General features: G+C 63.7%; 4 protein-coding genes. All 4 read left to right on the forward strand.

Annotation, left to right across the window (positions count from 1 at the left end; all coding sequences use genetic code 11):
* The first annotated feature begins 143 nt into the window (after positions 1 to 143).
* The 4 genes from MXF20_RS13265 to MXF20_RS13280 all read left to right on the forward strand — a co-directional run bounded on the left by MXF20_RS13265 (position 144) and on the right by MXF20_RS13280 (position 18,053).
* Positions 144 to 13,127, forward strand: a complete 12,984-nt coding sequence (locus MXF20_RS13265) for an Ig-like domain-containing protein (RefSeq protein ID WP_325969753.1) — start codon at positions 144 to 146, stop codon at positions 13,125 to 13,127.
* A 71-nt stretch (positions 13,128 to 13,198) separates the two neighbouring features.
* Entirely contained in the window at positions 13,199 to 14,650 is a 1,452-nt protein-coding gene (locus tag MXF20_RS13270; RefSeq protein ID WP_325969754.1) for a TolC family outer membrane protein, read from the forward strand.
* Complete coding sequence (locus MXF20_RS13275) at positions 14,647 to 16,830, forward strand: type I secretion system permease/ATPase (protein ID WP_325969755.1); 2,184 nt, start codon at positions 14,647 to 14,649, stop codon at positions 16,828 to 16,830. Before MXF20_RS13270 ends, MXF20_RS13275 begins: the two co-directional genes overlap by 4 nt.
* On the forward strand, positions 16,830 to 18,053 hold the full coding sequence (locus MXF20_RS13280) for an HlyD family type I secretion periplasmic adaptor subunit (RefSeq protein ID WP_369974314.1): 1,224 nt from the start codon (positions 16,830 to 16,832) through the stop codon (positions 18,051 to 18,053). Before MXF20_RS13275 ends, MXF20_RS13280 begins: the two co-directional genes overlap by 1 nt.
* The last annotated feature ends 104 nt before the right edge of the window (positions 18,054 to 18,157 follow it).

Genomic DNA, 18,157 nt, shown 5'->3' on the forward strand with positions numbered 1-18,157 from the left:
TCATTGCGCCACTGGCAGATGAAACCGGCCTGGAGAGGATGTGAGTAATTCATTGAATTATTCGCGAAGAATACCGGTATCTGGCGATACCGGGCGTTTTTATGGATGCCATTAAGCTTATAACTGCGCGGGATATCGATAAAATGAACAATATCTCTGTAACGCCCAAGGGCGGAACGATTGCTACTGAAATGAGCGGTAATCAGGTTAATTTAACTGCTCCCAGTGTGGTTAAGCTCAACCTTAACCAGGCTGATATTAAATCTTTCACACGCAATGGTAGTGATTTAGTGGTCACCACTAAATCCGGTGAAGTCGTTGTTATTCATAAATTCTACGATGCTAACGGCGACAGCGATCTGGTGTTGCAGGACGACAAAGGCGCGCTGTGGTGGGTCGAAGATCCCGGTACCGAAGGCTTCCAGTTTGTCTCCATCGACAGCACGGAAGGGCTGTTAGCAGAAAACGTCACCGGTGACGGCACGCTGACCGCCTTCGGTATTGCCGGCGCCGCGCTGGCTGGCATCGGTGCGCTGATTGCCGGCAACAACGGCGGCGGTGGTGGTGGTGACGGGGATAACGGCGGCGGCGACAATGGCGGCGGCGGTGACACAACGGCACCGGCGGCAGTCAGCGATCTGCTGATCACCGATAACGCGGGCAGCGTGCAGGGCGCTATCACGGGCGGCACCAGCACCGATGACAACACGCCTACGTTAAGCGGCACCGCCGAAGCCGGTGCCATCGTCAGCATTTACGACGGCACCACGCTGCTGGGCACGGTCACCGTCGGTGCCGATGGCCGCTGGAGCTTCACAACGCCTGCGCTCGGTGAGGGTCAGCACAGCCTGACGGTCACCGTCACCGATGCTGCCGGCAACACCAGTCCGGCCACCAGCCCGGTTGATTTTACCGTTGATACCCAGCCGCCTGCGGCCGCCAGCGATTTGTCGCTGAGTGGCAACAGCGCTGGCAGCACTACGCCGGTACCGAACGGTTCCGCCACCGATGACAACACGCCGACCCTGAGCGGCCGCGGCGAAGCGGGCGCTATCGTCAGCGTTTACGATGGACAGACGCTGTTAGGCACGGCGGTAGTGGGCGCCAACGGCAGCTGGAGCTTCACCACGCCAGCGCTGAGCACCGGCAGCCACAGCCTGACGGTCACGCTGACTGACGCAGCCGGTAACGTGAGCGCGGTATCGTCTGCGTTTGACGTGACCATCCAGGCCAGCCTGCCGCCGACCAGCAGCTCACTGCAGATTACCGATGACAGCGCCGCCACGCTGCGCATCCTGAGCGATGGGGCCAGCACCAACGACAGCACGCCGGTGCTGAGCGGTCTGGCCAGCGCTAACGCCGTGATTACGCTGTACAACGGCACCACGTTGCTGGGCAGCACTGTCGCCGACGGCAGCGGCCAGTGGCGCTTTACGCCAGCGGCGCTGGCGGACGGTACCTACGCGTTCCGCGCCGTCGCCACTGATAGCGCTGGCAACGTAACGAATTCAGTCACCCTGACGGTCACCATTGATACCGTGGCACCCGGCGCGGCAGGCGATCTGCTGCTGACCGGTGACAGCAATGGCACCGCAACGCCGATTGCCGCCGGCGGCAGCAGCAATGACAACACGCTGGTGCTGAGCGGCACAGCCGAAGCTGGCAGTACCGTGACGGTACGTGATGGCAACGTGGTGCTCGGCACGGCCATCGTCGGCAGTAACGGCAGCTGGAGCTTCACCACGCCAGCGCTCAGCGAGGGCAATCACAGCCTGACAACCACGGTAACCGACAGCGCCGGCAATACCGGTCCGGCGTCAGCGGCTATTGGGGTCACCGTCGATACCACCGCACCGGCGGCGATCGGCGATCTGCAGGTAATCGACAACGTCGGTGCCAGCCAGGGCCCGCTGACCTCGGGCGCTACCACCGATGACAACACACCTACCCTGAGCGGCAGCGGCGAAGCCGGTGCGCTGATCAGCATTTACGACGGCAGCACGCTGTTAGGCAACACTCTTGTCGGGGCCAACGGCAGCTGGAGCTTTACCACGCCAGCGCTCAGCAACGGCAGCCACAGTCTGACCGTGACGCAAACCGATGCGGCGGGCAACGTCAGCAGCGCGACCACGGAATTTGTGGTCAACGTGGATGCCGCACTGCCGCCAGCCAGCGGTAGCATCGAGCTGGTCGGCGACAGTGGCAATACGCTGGTGTCACTGCAAAACGGCGCAGTCACCAATGACGACAGTCCGACGCTGAGCGGTTTGACCCGGGCCGGCAGCCTCGTCAGGATCTTTGACGGCGGCGATCTTGTCGGCAGCACCACCGCCGACGGCAATGGCCAGTGGCGCTTTGCCCTGAGCGATCTGAGTGAAGGCGGGCACGCATTCAGCGCCACCATTACCGACGTTGACGGCAATGTGATTGACACCGTCACCCTGAACATCACGGTGGATACCACGCCACCGGCGGCGGCCAGCGATCTGGCCCTGTCGAACGATGCCGGCAGTACTGCACAGCCGGTGACCAGTGGCAGCGCGATTAACGATGCGACACCGCTGCTGAGCGGCACGGCAGAAGCCGGCACGATTGTCATCATTCGCGATGGCAACACCGTCCTCGGCAGCGTCAGCGTCGGCAGTAACGGCAGCTGGAGCTTCACCACGCCAGCGCTGAGCGAGGGCAATCACAGCCTGAGCACCACGGTGACCGATGCCGCCGGCAACGTCAGCCCGGCGTCAGCACCTGTCACCTTTAGCGTTGACACCACCGCGCCCGCCGCCGTCAGCGGCCTGCAGGTGACGGATAACGTGGGTAGCGCCACTGGCGCGCTGGCGTCCGGCCAGACCACCGACGATCGCACGCCAACCCTGAGCGGTTCGGCAGAGGCGGGCGCGGTGGTGCGTATCTATGACGGCACCACGCTGCTAGGCAGCGTCACCGCCGGTAGCAACGGCAGCTGGAGCTTCACGCCAGATGCGCTCACTAACGGTCAGCACAGCCTGACCACCACGGTGACCGACGCGGCCGGCAATGTCAGCCCGGCATCACCGGTGTTCACGGTCAACGTCGAGGCTGGCGTGCCGGCCACCAGCAGCCTGCTGATTGTCACCGATGATAACGGCAGCACGCTGGTCGAACTGGCGAATAACGACAGCACCACCGACAGCACGCCAATTCTCAGCGGCCAGGCTGGCGCGGGCGATCTCGTCACCCTGTACAACGGCAGCACGGTATTGGGCAGCGTGGTCGCGGGCAGCAATGGACAGTGGAGCTTCACGCCAGCCGCGCTGGCCGACGGCACCTACGCATTCCGCGCCAGCGCCGATAACGGCAGCGGCACGGTGACGGATTCGCCGGTAATCACCATCACCATCGACACCGTCGCGCCCGCAGCACCGACAGGCATCCAGCTGACTAACGACGACGGCGATCCGCTGGGCACAGGCAGCACCAACGTCTCTGCGCCAACCCTGAGCGGCAGCGGCGAAGCCGGCGGTGTGGTGATTATCTCCGATGGCGGTACGTTGATTGGCAGCACCACGGTGGGCAACGATGGCAACTGGAGCTTTACCACGCCGCCCCTCAGCGATGGCAGCCACAGCCTGACCAGCACCGTGACCGATGCGGCCGGCAACACCGGACCGGCGTCAACACCGGTAACCGTCACGGTTGATACGCAGGCACCGGCGGCGGCGGGCAATCTGCAGCTCAGCAATGGCGACGGCACGCCGGTTGCCGCGGGCGGCAGCACCAATGACACCACGCCAACCCTGAGCGGCACCGCTGAACCTGGCAGCACCGTGACCGTCAGCGACGGCGATACAGTGCTGGGCACGGCGACGGCAGGCAGCGACGGCAGCTGGAGCTTCACCCCGACCGATCCGCTGAGCGAAGGGCAGCACAACCTGACGTCGACCGTGACCGATACGGCGGGCAATACCGGTCCGGGCAGTACGGCGGTGATTGTCATCGTCGATACCAGCGCACCCGCCGTCGCCAGCGAGCTGCTGCTCAGCAACGACCAGAGCGGCACACCGGTACCGGTCAGCAATGGCCTTACCAATGACACCACGCCGGTGCTGAGTGGCCGCGCGGAACCGGGCAGCACCGTGACCATTTCCGATGGCGAGACGGTTCTGGGCACCGCCACCGTCGGCAACGACGGCAGCTGGAGCTTCACCGCACCGGTGCTGGCGGCGGGCGACCATAGCCTGACGGCGACGGTCACCGATACCGCTGGCAACACCAGCGAACCGTCGACCGCCCTCAGCTTTACTATCGATACCACCACGCCAGCCGCGCCGGGCAATGTGCAGCTCAGTGATGATCAGAGCGGCGCGCCGGTGCTGATCACCAGCGGTGCCACCAACGACACCACGCCGGTCCTGAGCGGCAGCGGTACCGCCGGCAGCACCATTACCGTCTCGGATGGCAATACCGTGCTGGGCACCACCACCGTCAACGACGACGGCAGCTGGAGCTTCACGCCAGCCACCGCGCTGGGCGAGGGGCAGCACAGCCTGACGGCGACCGAAACCAGTCCGGCTGGCAACACCAGTGCGCCGTCGGCGCCGCTGGTGGTGAATATCGATCTCACCGATCCTGCGGTCGCCGCTGACTTGCTGCTGGTTAACGATCGCGGCGCAACGCCGCTGCCGATCGCGGCGGATGGCGTCACCAATGACACTACGCCGCTGTTCAGCGGCAGCGCGGAACCGGGCAGCCTGGTGGCGATTTACGACAATGGCAGCGCGATTGGCTCGGCGCAGGCCGATGCAAACGGCAACTGGAGCTTCACGCCGGATCCGGCACTGGAGGCGGGCACGCATAGCCTGACCACCATTGTCACCGACACGGCGGGCAACAGCGGGCCGGCGTCTGATGCGTTTGCTTTCACCATCGATCTCACCACGCCGTCTGCCGCCGTTGATGTGGTACTGAACAACGATAATGGCGAGACGCTGCAGCCGATTAACAGCGGCACCGCGACCAACGACACCACGCCGCAGCTGAGCGGCACCGCCGACGCCGGCAGCACCATCACCATCCTTGATGGCAATACGGTGCTGGGCAGCGTGCTGGTGGGTGAAGGTGGGACATGGACCTTCGCGGTACCAGCGCTGAGCCAGGGCGAACATAGTCTGACCACCACGGTAACCAGCGCGGCGGGCAACGTTAGCGCACCGTCCGCGGCGATTAATTTTACCGTCGATACCACGGCACCGGCCGAGCCGACCGGCCTGCAGCTGGAGAATGATGAGGTCGATCCGGCTGTACCGGTGGCATCGGGCGGCGCGACCAACGACACCACGCCGGTGTTGAGCGGCATCGCCGAGCCTGACAGCGTGGTGATCGTGCGCGACAACGGCGTGATCATCGGCTCGGCCACCGCCGGCAGCGACGGTGGCTGGCGCTTCACGCCAGATACCGCCCTGGAAGCGGGCAGTCACAGCCTGACGGCCAGCGTCACCGATCCGGCCGGCAACGTCGGACCGGAGTCTGCGCCGTACACCTTTACCGTCGATCTCACGCCACCGGCAGCGCCCGTGGACGTGGTGCTGAGCAATAACGATGGCAGCACGCTGGTGGCGATTGCCGCCAATGGCATCACCAACGACACCACGCCGCAGCTCTCCGGCAGCGCCACGGCGGGCAGTATCATCACCGTCTACGACGGCGACAGCACGACGCCGATCGGTTCGGTGACCGTGGGCGCCGATGGCAGCTGGCAGTTTGTTACCGGTACGCTGAACGAGGGCAATCACAGCCTGACGGTAACGGTGACTGATGCGGCGGGTAACGTCAGCGATCCTTCCGCGCCAATTAGCTTTACCGTGGATACCACGGCGCCGGACGCGGTTGTCGATCTGCTGCTGGTGAACAACAATGTCGATCCGGCCACGCCGATCGCCTCAGGCAGTAGCACCAATGACAGCACGCCGCTGCTCAGCGGAACGGCGGAGCCGAACAGCACCATCATCGTCTATGACGGACAGACGCCGATCGGCACAGCGACCGCAGATAACGACGGCGCATGGAGCTTCTCACCTGAACTGACCGATGGCTCGCACAGCCTCAGCGTGACGGTCACCGACGTCGCCGGCAATGTCAGCGCACCGAGCGCCAGCGTGGCGATCACCGTCGATACCGTAGCACCGTCGGCGGTCACCCAGCTGATTGTCGCCAGCGACAATGGTAGCGGCGATCCGGTCACCATCCCGAACGGCGGCTTAACCAGTGACAACACGCCGGTGCTGAGCGGCAGCGGCGATCCGGGCAGCCTGATTGTGATTACCTCGCAGAACGGTCCGGTGGGCAGCGTTACCGTGGGCAGCAGCGGCAGCTGGAGCTTCACGCCGGCCAGCGCGCTGAGTGACGGCAATTACACCTTAACCGTTGTGGCGCGCGACGCGGCAGGCAACGTCAGCGCGCCGGTCACGGCACAGCTGGTGATTGATGCCACCGCACCGGATCAGGTGACGGAAATCAGTCTCTCCAATGACAACGGCAGTGCGCTGGTGGCTATCCCGTCCGGCTCGACCACCAGCGACAATACGCCGCTGCTGGCGGGCGTTGCCGAGCCGGGCAGCACGGTGAACATTCTGGATAACGGCGCGCCGATTGGTACGGCGATCGCGGGCAGTGACGGCGCGTGGAGTTTCAACGTGCCGACGCTGACCAATGCGTCGCACAGCCTGACGGTGACCGTCACCGATGCGGCCGGTAACACCGGGCCGGCGTCGGCGCCGATTAACGTTACCGTGGATAGCCAGGCTCCGGCCCAGGCCACGCTGGAAGTGAATAACGACAACGGTACCAATCTGGTACTGGTGCCCGATGGCACCTTTACCAATGACAACACGCCACGCCTGAGCGGTACGGCGGAGGCTGACAGCCTGGTGACCATTTACGATGGCAACGTGGTGCTGGGTTCGACCACCGCCAATGCGGCCGGCGAATGGGTGTTCCTGTCGCCCGTGCTCACCGATGGTCAGCACACCCTGACGGCCACGGTGACGGACAGCCTCGGCAACGTCAGCGCGCCGTCTTCCAGCTTCACCGTTCAGGTTGATGCCACGCCGCCGCAGCCGGTCAGCGCCGTGCTGCTGCAGAATGATAACGATCCGGATAATCCAGTCACCATCGCCAACGGTGGCGCCACCAACGACAACACGCCGCTGCTGAGCGGCAGCGGTGAGCCGGATGGCGTCGTCAACGTGTACAACGGCAGCGTGCTGGTGGGGTCGGCGACGGTGGACAGCGAGGGCAACTGGAGCCTGAATACCTTGCCGCTGGATAACGGCAGCTACACGCTGACGGTCGTCGTCCGTGACAACGCGGGTAACGTCAGCGACCCGGTGAGTGTTGGCGTGACGGTCAACACCGTCGGGCCGGATCCGGTGCTGTCGTTTGAGGTCAATGCCAATAACGGTCCAACCGCACTGCCGCTGGTGGATGGCAGCTTTACCAACGACACCACGCCGGTGCTGAGCGGAACGGCGCAGGCCGGTGCCATCATCAATCTGCTGCAGGACGATACGGTGATTGGCTCGGTAGTCGCCGATGCTAATGGCGTATGGCGCTTTGAAACCAGCGCGCTGCAGGATGGCAGCTACGCCTTCTCGGTGCAGGTGGTGGATGCCGCTGGCAACGTCAGCGAGCCGGTGGGTCCGGTGAATATCACCGTCGATACGCTGGTGCCAGACGCGGTTCCTGACCTGGTGGTCGCCGATAACGTCGGTGGCACGACGGGCCCGCTGGATGACGGCGCGTCGACCGATGACAACACGCCAACCCTGAGCGGCACGGCAGAAGCCGGCAGCACGGTGAGCATCTACGATGGCACCACGCTGCTGGGCACTGCGCTGGCCGGCTCGGGCGGGGCCTGGAGCTTTACGACCGCAGCGCTCAACAACGGACCTCACAGCTTCACCGTGACCGTGACCGATGCGGCGGGCAACGTCAGCACGGCGACGCCGGCGTTCAGCCTCGACGTGCAGGCCGATCTGCCGCCAGCTACCTCGACGCTGCAAATCACTGACGACACGGGCACGACGCTGGTGACGCTGGCAGACGGCGCGGTAACCCGCGACACCACGCCAACGCTCAGCGGCTCTGCCGAACCCGGTCAGCTGATTCGTATTTATAACGCTAATACGGATGCGGTAATCACCAGCGTTACGGCGGATGCTAACGGCCAGTGGAGCTATACGCCGACGCTGGCTGAAGGCAGCTACGCATACTACATCACTGCGCAAAACACTGGCGGTGATGAGGGGGCGAAATCGGCTACCCTCGGCTTCACCGTGGATACCACCGCGCCGGCGGTGGCCGCTGATGTGGTGATCAGCAACGATCGCAGCGGCACGGCGGTGCCGATTAGCGACGGCAGCGTTATCAATGACAACACGCCGGTACTCAGCGGCAGCGCCGAGGCGGGCAGCCTGGTCACGGTGTACGATGGCAACACCGCCATCGCGTCGGTTACGGTGGGCGCGGGTGGAAGCTGGACGCTGACTACGCCTGTCCTGAGCGAAGGGGCGCACGCGCTGAGCGTGGGCGTCAGCGATGCGGCGGGTAACAGTAGCGACCGCACCCCGGCGCTGAGCTTCACGGTGGACAGCATCGCACCGAACGCTTCGACGCTGGTCATCACCAACGATGATACCGCGCAGCCGGTGCTCAGCGGCGGCTACAGCAGCGATGCCACACCAACCCTGAGCGGCGTAGCGGAAGCGGGCAGCACGGTCACCATCCTCAATAATGGTGATGTGCTGACCACGCTGACCGTGCCGTCCGGCGGCAACTGGAGCTACACGCCAGCGACAGCGCTGAGTGAAGGATCGCACACCCTGAGCGTTTCGGTGACCGATGCGGCGGGCAACGTCAGCACCAGCACCAGCGCGACGGTGATCGTCGATACCCTGGCGCCAGACGATCTGACGCTGACGGCCAGCAACAACAACGGCAGCACGCCGGTGACCATTGCCGACGGCGGCACCACCAACGACAACACGCCGCTGTTACGCGGTGTGGCTGAGGCAGGCAGCTTGGTGACCATTAGCCTCGATGGTGATGTGGTGGCCTCGCTGACGGTGGGCAGCAGCGGTAACTGGAGTTACACCTCTGCGGCACTGAGCGACGGCAGTCATACCTTCAGCGTCACGGAAACGGACGCGGCGGGTAACACCGGCGAGGCGCTCAGCGTGACGCTGATCGTTGATGCGACGCCACCGCTGGTGGCCACCAACCTGACCATCACTAACGATGTGACCGGCGTCAGCATACCGGCTGGCGGCGCGACCAGTGATACCTCGCCAACGCTGAGCGGCAGCGCTGAGGCTAACACCACGGTCAGCGTTTATGACGGCAACACGCTGCTCGGCACCACGCAGGTCAACGGCAGCGGCGCGTGGAGCTTTGTTTCACCGACGCTGGGTAACGGCGCGCATGCGCTGAGCGTGGCGGTCACCGATGCCGCAGGCAATGTTGGCCCGCGCACCACGCCGGTAACGATCACCGTCGATACCGTTGCGCCGGGCGCAGCCACGCTGGTGGTCACCAACGACGTCAGCGGCAGCGTCATCCCGAATGGCGGCGTCACCAGCGATACCACGCCGGTGCTGAGCGGCCGCGCGGAGGCGGGCAGCATCGTCACCGTGCTGGATGGCACCACGCTGGTCGGCTCCGTGCAGGTGGGCAGTGACGGCAGCTGGACGCTGACGCCAGCCACGGCGCTGAGCGAAACGCTCCATACGCTCTACGTCACGGTCACCGATGCGGCCGGTAACGTCAGTGCCACCACCAGCGCCACGCTGGTGATCGACACCACGCCGCCGGTGGCCATTACCGGACTGGCAGCGGTGAACAACAACGGCAGCACGCCAGTCGCGATTGCGGCAGGTGGCGTCACCAATGACAGCACGCCACGCCTGAGCGGCACGGCGGAAGCCAACAGCATCGTGACCATTCGTGATGGCGATACGGTGCTGGGTTCGGTTACCGCCGCCAGCAACGGCAGCTGGAGCTTTGTCACCGGCACCCTGTCTGACGGTTTACACACCTTCAGCGTGACGGCCACCGATGCGGCAGGCAATACCGGTCCTGCCGCGTCACTCGCGCTAACCGTCGATACCGTGCCACCGCTGGCGGCAACCGGACTGACGCTGACCAACGACGTCACCGGCGTGGCGATCGTCAATAACGGCGTCACCAGTGATAGCACGCCGACGCTGCAGGGTACGGCGGAAGCGAACGCGATTGTCACGGTTTACGATGGCAACACGCTGCTCGGTACGGCGCAGGCCAACGCCAGCGGCAGCTGGAGCTTCGTTTCACCGACGCTGAGCAACGCCGCTCACGCGCTGAGCGTGACGGTCACCGACAGCGCGGGCAACGTCAGTGCGCGCTCTGACGCGATTAACCTCACCGTGGATACCGTGGCGCCTGTGAACACCAGTCTCACCATTATTAATGATGCGACCGGTGCGACTATCGTCAACGGCGGGGCGACCAATGACACCACGCCAACGCTGCGCGGTAGCGTCAGCGCGGCCGAGGCGGGGGCGCGCATCACTATCCTCGACAACGGTCAGGCGCTGGGCACGGCGATCGTGCAGGCGGACGGCAGCTGGAGCTTCACGCCACTGGCCGCGCTGAGCGTCGGGCCGCACCCGATCACCGTGACGGTGACGGATGCGGCAGGTAACGTCAGCGGTACCACCGCGGCCACGGTGATTATCGACACCACGGCCCCGGCGGCGGTGACCAATCTGCTGGCGCTCAACAACAACGGCAGCACGGCGGTGACCATCCCGAACAACGGCGTCACCAACGACAGCACGCCGTTGCTGAGCGGCAGCGGTGAGGCGGGCGCGCGCATCACGGTGTACGACGGCACTACACTGCTGGGCACCACCACGGTGGGCAGCAACGGCAGCTGGAGTTTCGTGGTGGGCAACGCGCTGAGCAACGGCAGCCACACGCTGAACGTGACGCAGACCGACCCGGCGGGCAACGTCAGCCCGCAGGTGTCGACCACGCTGATCGTCGACACCGTGGTGCCGGTTGCCAGTACGCTGAGCATCATTGATGACATCAGCGGTACGCCGGTGACGCTGGCGAACGGTGCCTTCACGCGTGATACCACGCCAACGCTGCGCGGCACCACGGAAGCGGGTGCGGTGGTCACCATCTACGACGGTGCCAGCGCCATTGGTTCGGTGACCGCCGGTAGCGATGGCAGCTGGAGTTTCACCACTGCCACGCTGGCGAACGGCGCGCACACGCTGAGCACCACGGTGACCGATACGGCGGGTAACGTCAGCACCGGTAACATCACGGCGACGGTGAACGTCGATACCCTGCCGCCGGCGGCGGTAAGTGGGCTGGCGATCAACAGCGCCGGTACCCTTGTCACCGGTAGCGGTGAAGTGGGCGCCACGGTGACGGTGCGCGATGCCAGCGGCAACGCGCTCGGTACCACCACGGTCGGCAGCGGCGGCAACTGGTCGGTGACGCTCACCACCGCGCAGATCACCGGGGCGCCGCTCTCGGTGATCCAGACGGATCGCGCCGGTAACGTCTCGCCGGGGGCCTCGCTGACCGGTGCGATTCGCATCGTGGCGACCAACGACAGCAACGAGGTGGATTACACCAGTACGCAGGCCACGGTAAACAACGGTACGGTCAACTCGTCACACACCGCGCTGCTGACCGTGGGGCTGGGTACGGTGCTCAATGCCAGCGTACTGAACAACGGTAATGCTTACCTGTTCAGCGTGGGTAACGATGATAGCCGTACCGTGACGCTCAACGGGTCGGTGACCAGCCTCGGCGTGGCCGCTAACTACTCGTTAAACCTGTACGAACAGCAGGCGAACGGCTCGTGGCAGTTGATTAGCATCAAGACCAACTATATCAACGCGCTGCTGACGATCGGTACGCTGAAAGGGGCGAACGTCACCTATACCGGACTGGGGACCGGCAACTATGCGGTGGTGGTCGCAGCCACCACCAACATTAGCGTGTTGCCAACCACCACGGTAAGTACGGTGTCGGATTTCACCACGCTGGCGGTCACTACTGCCGCGACGGTTACCGGCAATCTGCTGACCAACGATACCAGCTCGATCGCCGGGACGATTCCGTCCGGCACGGCGGTGGCGTCGGTGGGCAGCAGTGCGGTGGCCTCCAGCGGCAATACGGTGATCAACACCACCTACGGTACGCTGACCATTGATGCGAAGGGTAACTACACCTACACGCTGAAGGCCGGGCTGGATATCGACACCCTGCCATCGGCGGACACCTTCACCTACTCGGTGCGGGATGCCAGCGGTGCAGTGACCTCGGCGACGCTGACGGTGACGCTGCATAACGGTGCGGCCACCGCGCTGTTCGCGACGACCAGTCTGGCGGCGGAAACCACCAGCAGCAGCGAGCACGATGCCAGCGGCAGCATCTGGGGAGACAGCAACGCCAGCCACAGCGGCACGCTGAGCATCCTCAATGAGCACGGCGATCTCACCACCGTGAGCAGCGTGGGCAGCACGGCGGTGGCCGGGGACTTTGGTGTGCTGACCATCGCCGCCAACGGTAGCTACACCTATACCCTGAACGCGGATGTGAATATCCAGAACATCACGCATAAGGAGGTGTTTACCTACACCCTGGCATCGTCCGACGGCACCATCACCAGCAACACCTTTACCATTGAGCTTCACCCGACCATCACGGGCAGCGCCGCGGCTGACAGCCTTACCAGCAGCGCCTACGACGACACCATTACCAGCGGTGCCGGCGCAGATACGCTGGTTTACCACCTGCTGAGCAGCGCAGATGCCACCGGCGGTAACGGTCACGACAGCTGGACCGACTTCAGCGTCGCGCAGGGCGACAAGATCGACGTCAGCAGTCTGCTGATCGGCTGGAATGATGCCACCAGTAATATCAATGACTTTGTGAAAGTGGATCATACCGCGGACGGCAATACGGTGTTGTCGATTGACCGTGACGGCAGCGGGACGGGGTACAGCAGTACGCAGCTGATTACCCTGGAAGGCGTAAACGTCTCACTGGAGGAGCTGCTGCAGCAACCGCATCAAAACCACACGGCGTAGTGGGTGTTACGCAGGGACGCATAACGGGCACACGGAGGTGCCCCTTTCTCTCTTTGACTGGTGAACAATCGATGGATCTGATGCAATCAGGCGCAACAACTCGCCGTACCTGTAAGCTCAGCGCCCTGTGTGCTGGCATTGTGTTTTTTCACAGTTCTCATCTTATGGCTGCCAGTGATGCCGTGATGCAGGCGGGGCGCATAACCTCAGCCGGTCTGGCGCAGCAGCAGGAACTTCCCTCATTAACCGGTCAGGTGGCTGAACCCGCGCTGGCTAACGTGCCGGATACCTTAACCCTTAATCAGGCGGTACAGCGCGCCATCCAGTGGCATCCGGATATCGCGCAGGCGATTGGCAAAATGCTCGAGCAGGCCAGCCAGGTCGATGTGGCGCAGGCCAAATACTATCCGCAAATCAGCGCCGGCATGAACAACGGCTACAGCAACGCCTACAGCGAGAAAGGCTTCAGCCCGTCATTTGTGCTGTCGGTATCGCAGATGCTGTATGACTTTGGCAAAGTTAGCAGTTCGGTGCGCTCCGCCGAAGCCGGGGTGGCGCAGGAGCAGGCCAGCGTGCTGGTGAGTATTGATACCGTCGCGCACGACACCGCCGCCGCGCTGGTGCAGGTGCAGGGCTATCAGCAACTGGTGAAGATTGCCCAGGATCAGCTGACGGCGCTGAGTAAGATTGGCGATCTGGCGCGTCAGCGCAATGAAGAGGGGGCGGCATCGCTCTCGGACGCCACGCAAACCGACGCGCGTATCGAAGGCGCGCGCACCACGCTGACCCAGTATCAGGCCAGCCTCAACCGCTGGCGGGCCACGCTGGCCAGCTATCTCGGCTGGCCACTGGTGAAAAAGGTCAGCGATGCGTTTCCGCCCAGCCTGACGCGCGCCTGCGCGGTGGGCAAAGCCGACGACAAATCCAATCCGGCGGTGCTGGCGGCGTGGGCGCAGGCGCGGCAGGCGCAGGCCAAACTGGATAACGCTAACGCGCAGAATTTACCCACCATCTCGCTGGAACCGCAGGTCACGCATTACCTCAACAATCACTACTCCGGCAGCGAAACGCTCGACCGTACCCAGTATTCCGCGTTCGTCAAAGTTGAGATGCCGCTGTATCAGGGCGGCGGCATTACCGCGGCGCGCGATGCCGCGGCCAGCGCGCTGCAGGCGGCCAATGCGGCGGTGAACTCGGCGCGCCTCAAAGCGCAGCAGCAGCTGAGTGAATCGCAAACCGAAGCGCTGAGCCTGTCGCAGAGCCTGGCGATCATGTCGCGCCAGCAGACGCTGGGCGAGAAGACGCAGCAGCTATATCAGGATCAGTATCTGCAGCTCGGCACCCGTCCGCTGCTGGACGTGCTCAACGCCGAACAGGAAGTGTTCCAGACGCGCTTCGCCATGCAGCAAACCATCAGCCAGTTACGTTCACTGCAGCTCGACTGCTTATACAGCACCGGGCAGATGCGGTCAGCGTTTGCGCTGAATAACCAGCGCATCCAGTCCGTGGAGATCCAGCCATGACGCAATTACAGATTCCGGACGCACCCAATGGCAATTCCGCCAGCGCCGCCGGTGGCGAGGTGCCGCTACACGGCTGGGCCACCGCCATTATTCTCATCGCTACCCATTATCGCCTGCCGTGCTCGCCGGGCATGATCATGGCCGCCAGCGAATGGCAGGGCAAACAGTCACGCGATAAAGCGCTGCGCCATCTGGCGCGTCAGGCCGGGCTGTCGCTGCAGCTGTATGAAGAGCATCAGTGGGAGATCAGCAGCTGGCGCTTGCCGCTGGCGGTGGAACTGCGCGACGGCCAGGTCGGCGTCATCACCAGCTTTGATGGCGATGATACGGTACGGGTGCACTTCGCCGGCGATGAACAACCGGCGCCCATCGCGCTGAATACGTTGCTGCCGCAGATCGGTTACGTCGCGGCGCTGCGTCCGGTGACGGCCGCCAAAGATAGCCGTGTCGATCGCTATCTCGCCACGGTCCGGCCGGACTGGCTGCGCCGCCTGGTGCTGCACGATATGCGCCCGTACGGCTACGTGATGCTGGGATCGTTTCTCATCAACCTGCTGGCGCTGGTCGGCATCATCTTTTCCATGCAGGTGTACGACCGGGTGATCCCGGCGCAGTCCTATCCCACGCTTTACGTGCTGTATATCGGCGTGATCCTCTCGGTGGTGTTCACCTATATTCTGCGCGTTGGCCGCGATCACGTCACCGATCTGCTCGGCAAGCGCGCCGATATGCGCGTCTCCGATCGCGTGTTCGGCCATGCGCTGCGGCTGCGCAACAGCGCGGTGCCGCGATCGACCGGCACCTTTATTTCGCAGCTGCGCGAGCTGGAAGCGGTGCGCGAAATGGTGACGTCGACCACGGTGACGGCGATCGTCGATATGCCGTTCTTCCTGCTGTTTATGCTGGTGATGGCGATCATCGCGCCGCAGCTGGCGTGGATCGCGCCGGTGGCGGTGCTGCTGATGATCCTGCCCGGCGTGCTGAGCCAGAAAAAACTGGCGAAGCTGGCGCAGCAAAACCTGAAAGAGTCGACGCTGCGCAACGCGGTGCTGGTAGAGAGCGTGCAGGGGCTGGAAGATATCAAGCTGATGCAGGCGGAGGATCGCTTTCTGCAGCAGTGGAACAGCTATATCCGCATCACCGCGCAGTCGGGCGTTGAGATGCGCAAAGTGATGCATGCGCTGATCAGCTGGGGCGTCACCATTCAGGGGCTGGTGTACGCCAGCGTGATCGTGGTCGGTGCGCCGATGGTGATCAACGGCGATATCACCACCGGGGCGATTGTCGCCGCCTCGCTGCTGTCCTCACGCATGATTGCGCCGATGGCGACGCTGTGTGGCGTGCTGGCGCGCTGGCAGCAGGTAAAAGCGGCAAAGAGCAGCCTTGATGCGCTGATGAATCTGCCGGTGGAGAACAGCAAAGACGAAACGCGCATTCACTGTCCGGTGCTGTTTGGTCACTACCAGTTCACCGATGCCATGTTCCGCTACTACAGCGATTCGCTGACCGTGGCGCTGCGCATTAAGACGCTGACCATCAAGCCGGGCGAGCGCATCGCCGTGCTGGGGCGTAACGGCTCCGGTAAATCCACGCTGCTGCAGGCGATGGCCGGCGGCATGGATCTGGTGGGCGGCGAGCTGCGGCTGGACAACCTCAGCCTGCCGCATATTGATGTCGCGGACGTGCGGCGCAACGTCGGGCTGCTGACGCAAAACGCGCGGCTGTTCCACGGTACGCTGCGGGAAAACCTCACCATGGGCGCGGCGCACGCCACCGACGAAGCGATTTTTGCCGCGCTGACGGTGAGTGGCGGGGCCGATTTTATTCGCCGCCTGCCGCTCGGGCTCGATCATCCGGTAATGGAGGGCGGCGTCGGGCTGTCCGGCGGTCAGCGCCAGTCGCTGCTGCTGGCGCGCATGCTGCTGCGCGATCCCAATATCGTGCTGCTGGATGAGCCCACCGCTTCGCTCGACGATCATACCGAGAAGGATTTTATTGAGCGGCTCGGCGCCTGGCTGAATGGCCGCACGCTGATCGTGGCAACGCACCGCGCGGCGATTCTGTCGCTGGTGGATCGCATTCTGGTGCTGAAAGAGGGGCAGCTGGTGATGGACAGCCCGAAAGAGAACGCGCTGCCGGCACCGCGCGCCAGCGGAGCGGCGGGGGAGGGACAGGCATGATGAAACAATTGCCGGCAAAACTGCGGCTGGTCACCGCTGCGGAAGTGGATTCGTCCGACGATCTGCTCGGCGAACTGAAATCGGAAAGCCACTACACCGGTGCAGTGCGGCTGATCGTCATCAGCACTGCGCTGATCGTGGTGGCGCTGGTGTGGGCGTGGTTTGGCATGCTGGATGAGGTCTCAACCGGCACCGGGAAGGTGATCCCCAGTTCGCGCGAACAGGTGCTGCAATCGCTGGAGGGCGGCATTCTCACGGAGCTGTACGTGCATGAGGGCGATCGCGTGCAGGCCGGGCAGATCGTGGCGAAACTGGATGCCACGCGCTCGCAGTCCAGCGTCGGCGAAAGCGCGGCGCGCTACCGGGCCGCGCTGGCGGCGGCCTCGCGTTTGCGCGCGGAAGTGAACGATGATCCGCTCACGTTTCCCGCCGAGCTGAAGGGCTATCCGGATCTTATCGCGGCGGAAACCCGCCTGTATAACACCAAACGCGCCCAGCTCAATGATGCCACCCGGCAGTTTAAGGAGTCGCTGGCGCTGGCTAATCGCGAACTGGCGATCACCCAGCGGCTGGCGAAAACCGGTGCCGCCAGCAGCGTCGAAGTGCTGCGCTTACAGCGCGATAAGTCCGACCTCGAGCTGAAGCTCACCGATATGCGCTCGCAGTATTACGTGCAGGCGCGCGAAGAGCTGGCGAAGGCCAGCGCCGAAGCCGACAGCCTGGCGCAGGTGATTAAAGGACGCGAAGATACCGTCACGCGTCTGACCATTCGCGCACCGATGCGTGGCATCGTGAAAAACATCAAAGTCTCGACGGTGGGCGGGGTGATTCCGCCCAACGGTGAGCTGATGAACATCGTACCGATGAACGATCGGCTGCTGATAGAAGCGCGTCTGTCGCCGCGCGATATTGCCTTCATCCATCCCGGTCAGCGCGCGGTGGTAAAGATCTCCGCTTACGATTACGCCATTTACGGCGGCCTCAACGGCGTGGTGGAAAGCATTTCGCCGGATACCATTCAGGACGAGGTCAAACCGGAGATTTACTACTACCGCGTATTTATTCGTACTGACAACGACTATGTGCAGAACAAGGCCGGCCGGCGCTTTGCCATCAGCCCGGGCATGGTATCTACCGTGGATATCAAAACCGGCGAGAAGAGCATCATGGATTATCTGGTCAAACCGTTTAACAAGGCCAAAGAGGCGATGCGCGAGCGCTAATTGCGGTGCGCGGCAATCTCGGCGATAATCACGCCCATCAATCCCTTCCTCGTCGGGCCTAACGACGCGGAGGGGATTTTTTTCATCTATACCTTAACTGGCTA

The sequence above is a fragment of the Pantoea dispersa genome (assembly GCF_035783935.1).
Classification (GTDB): Bacteria; Pseudomonadota; Gammaproteobacteria; order Enterobacterales; family Enterobacteriaceae; genus Pantoea; species Pantoea dispersa_C.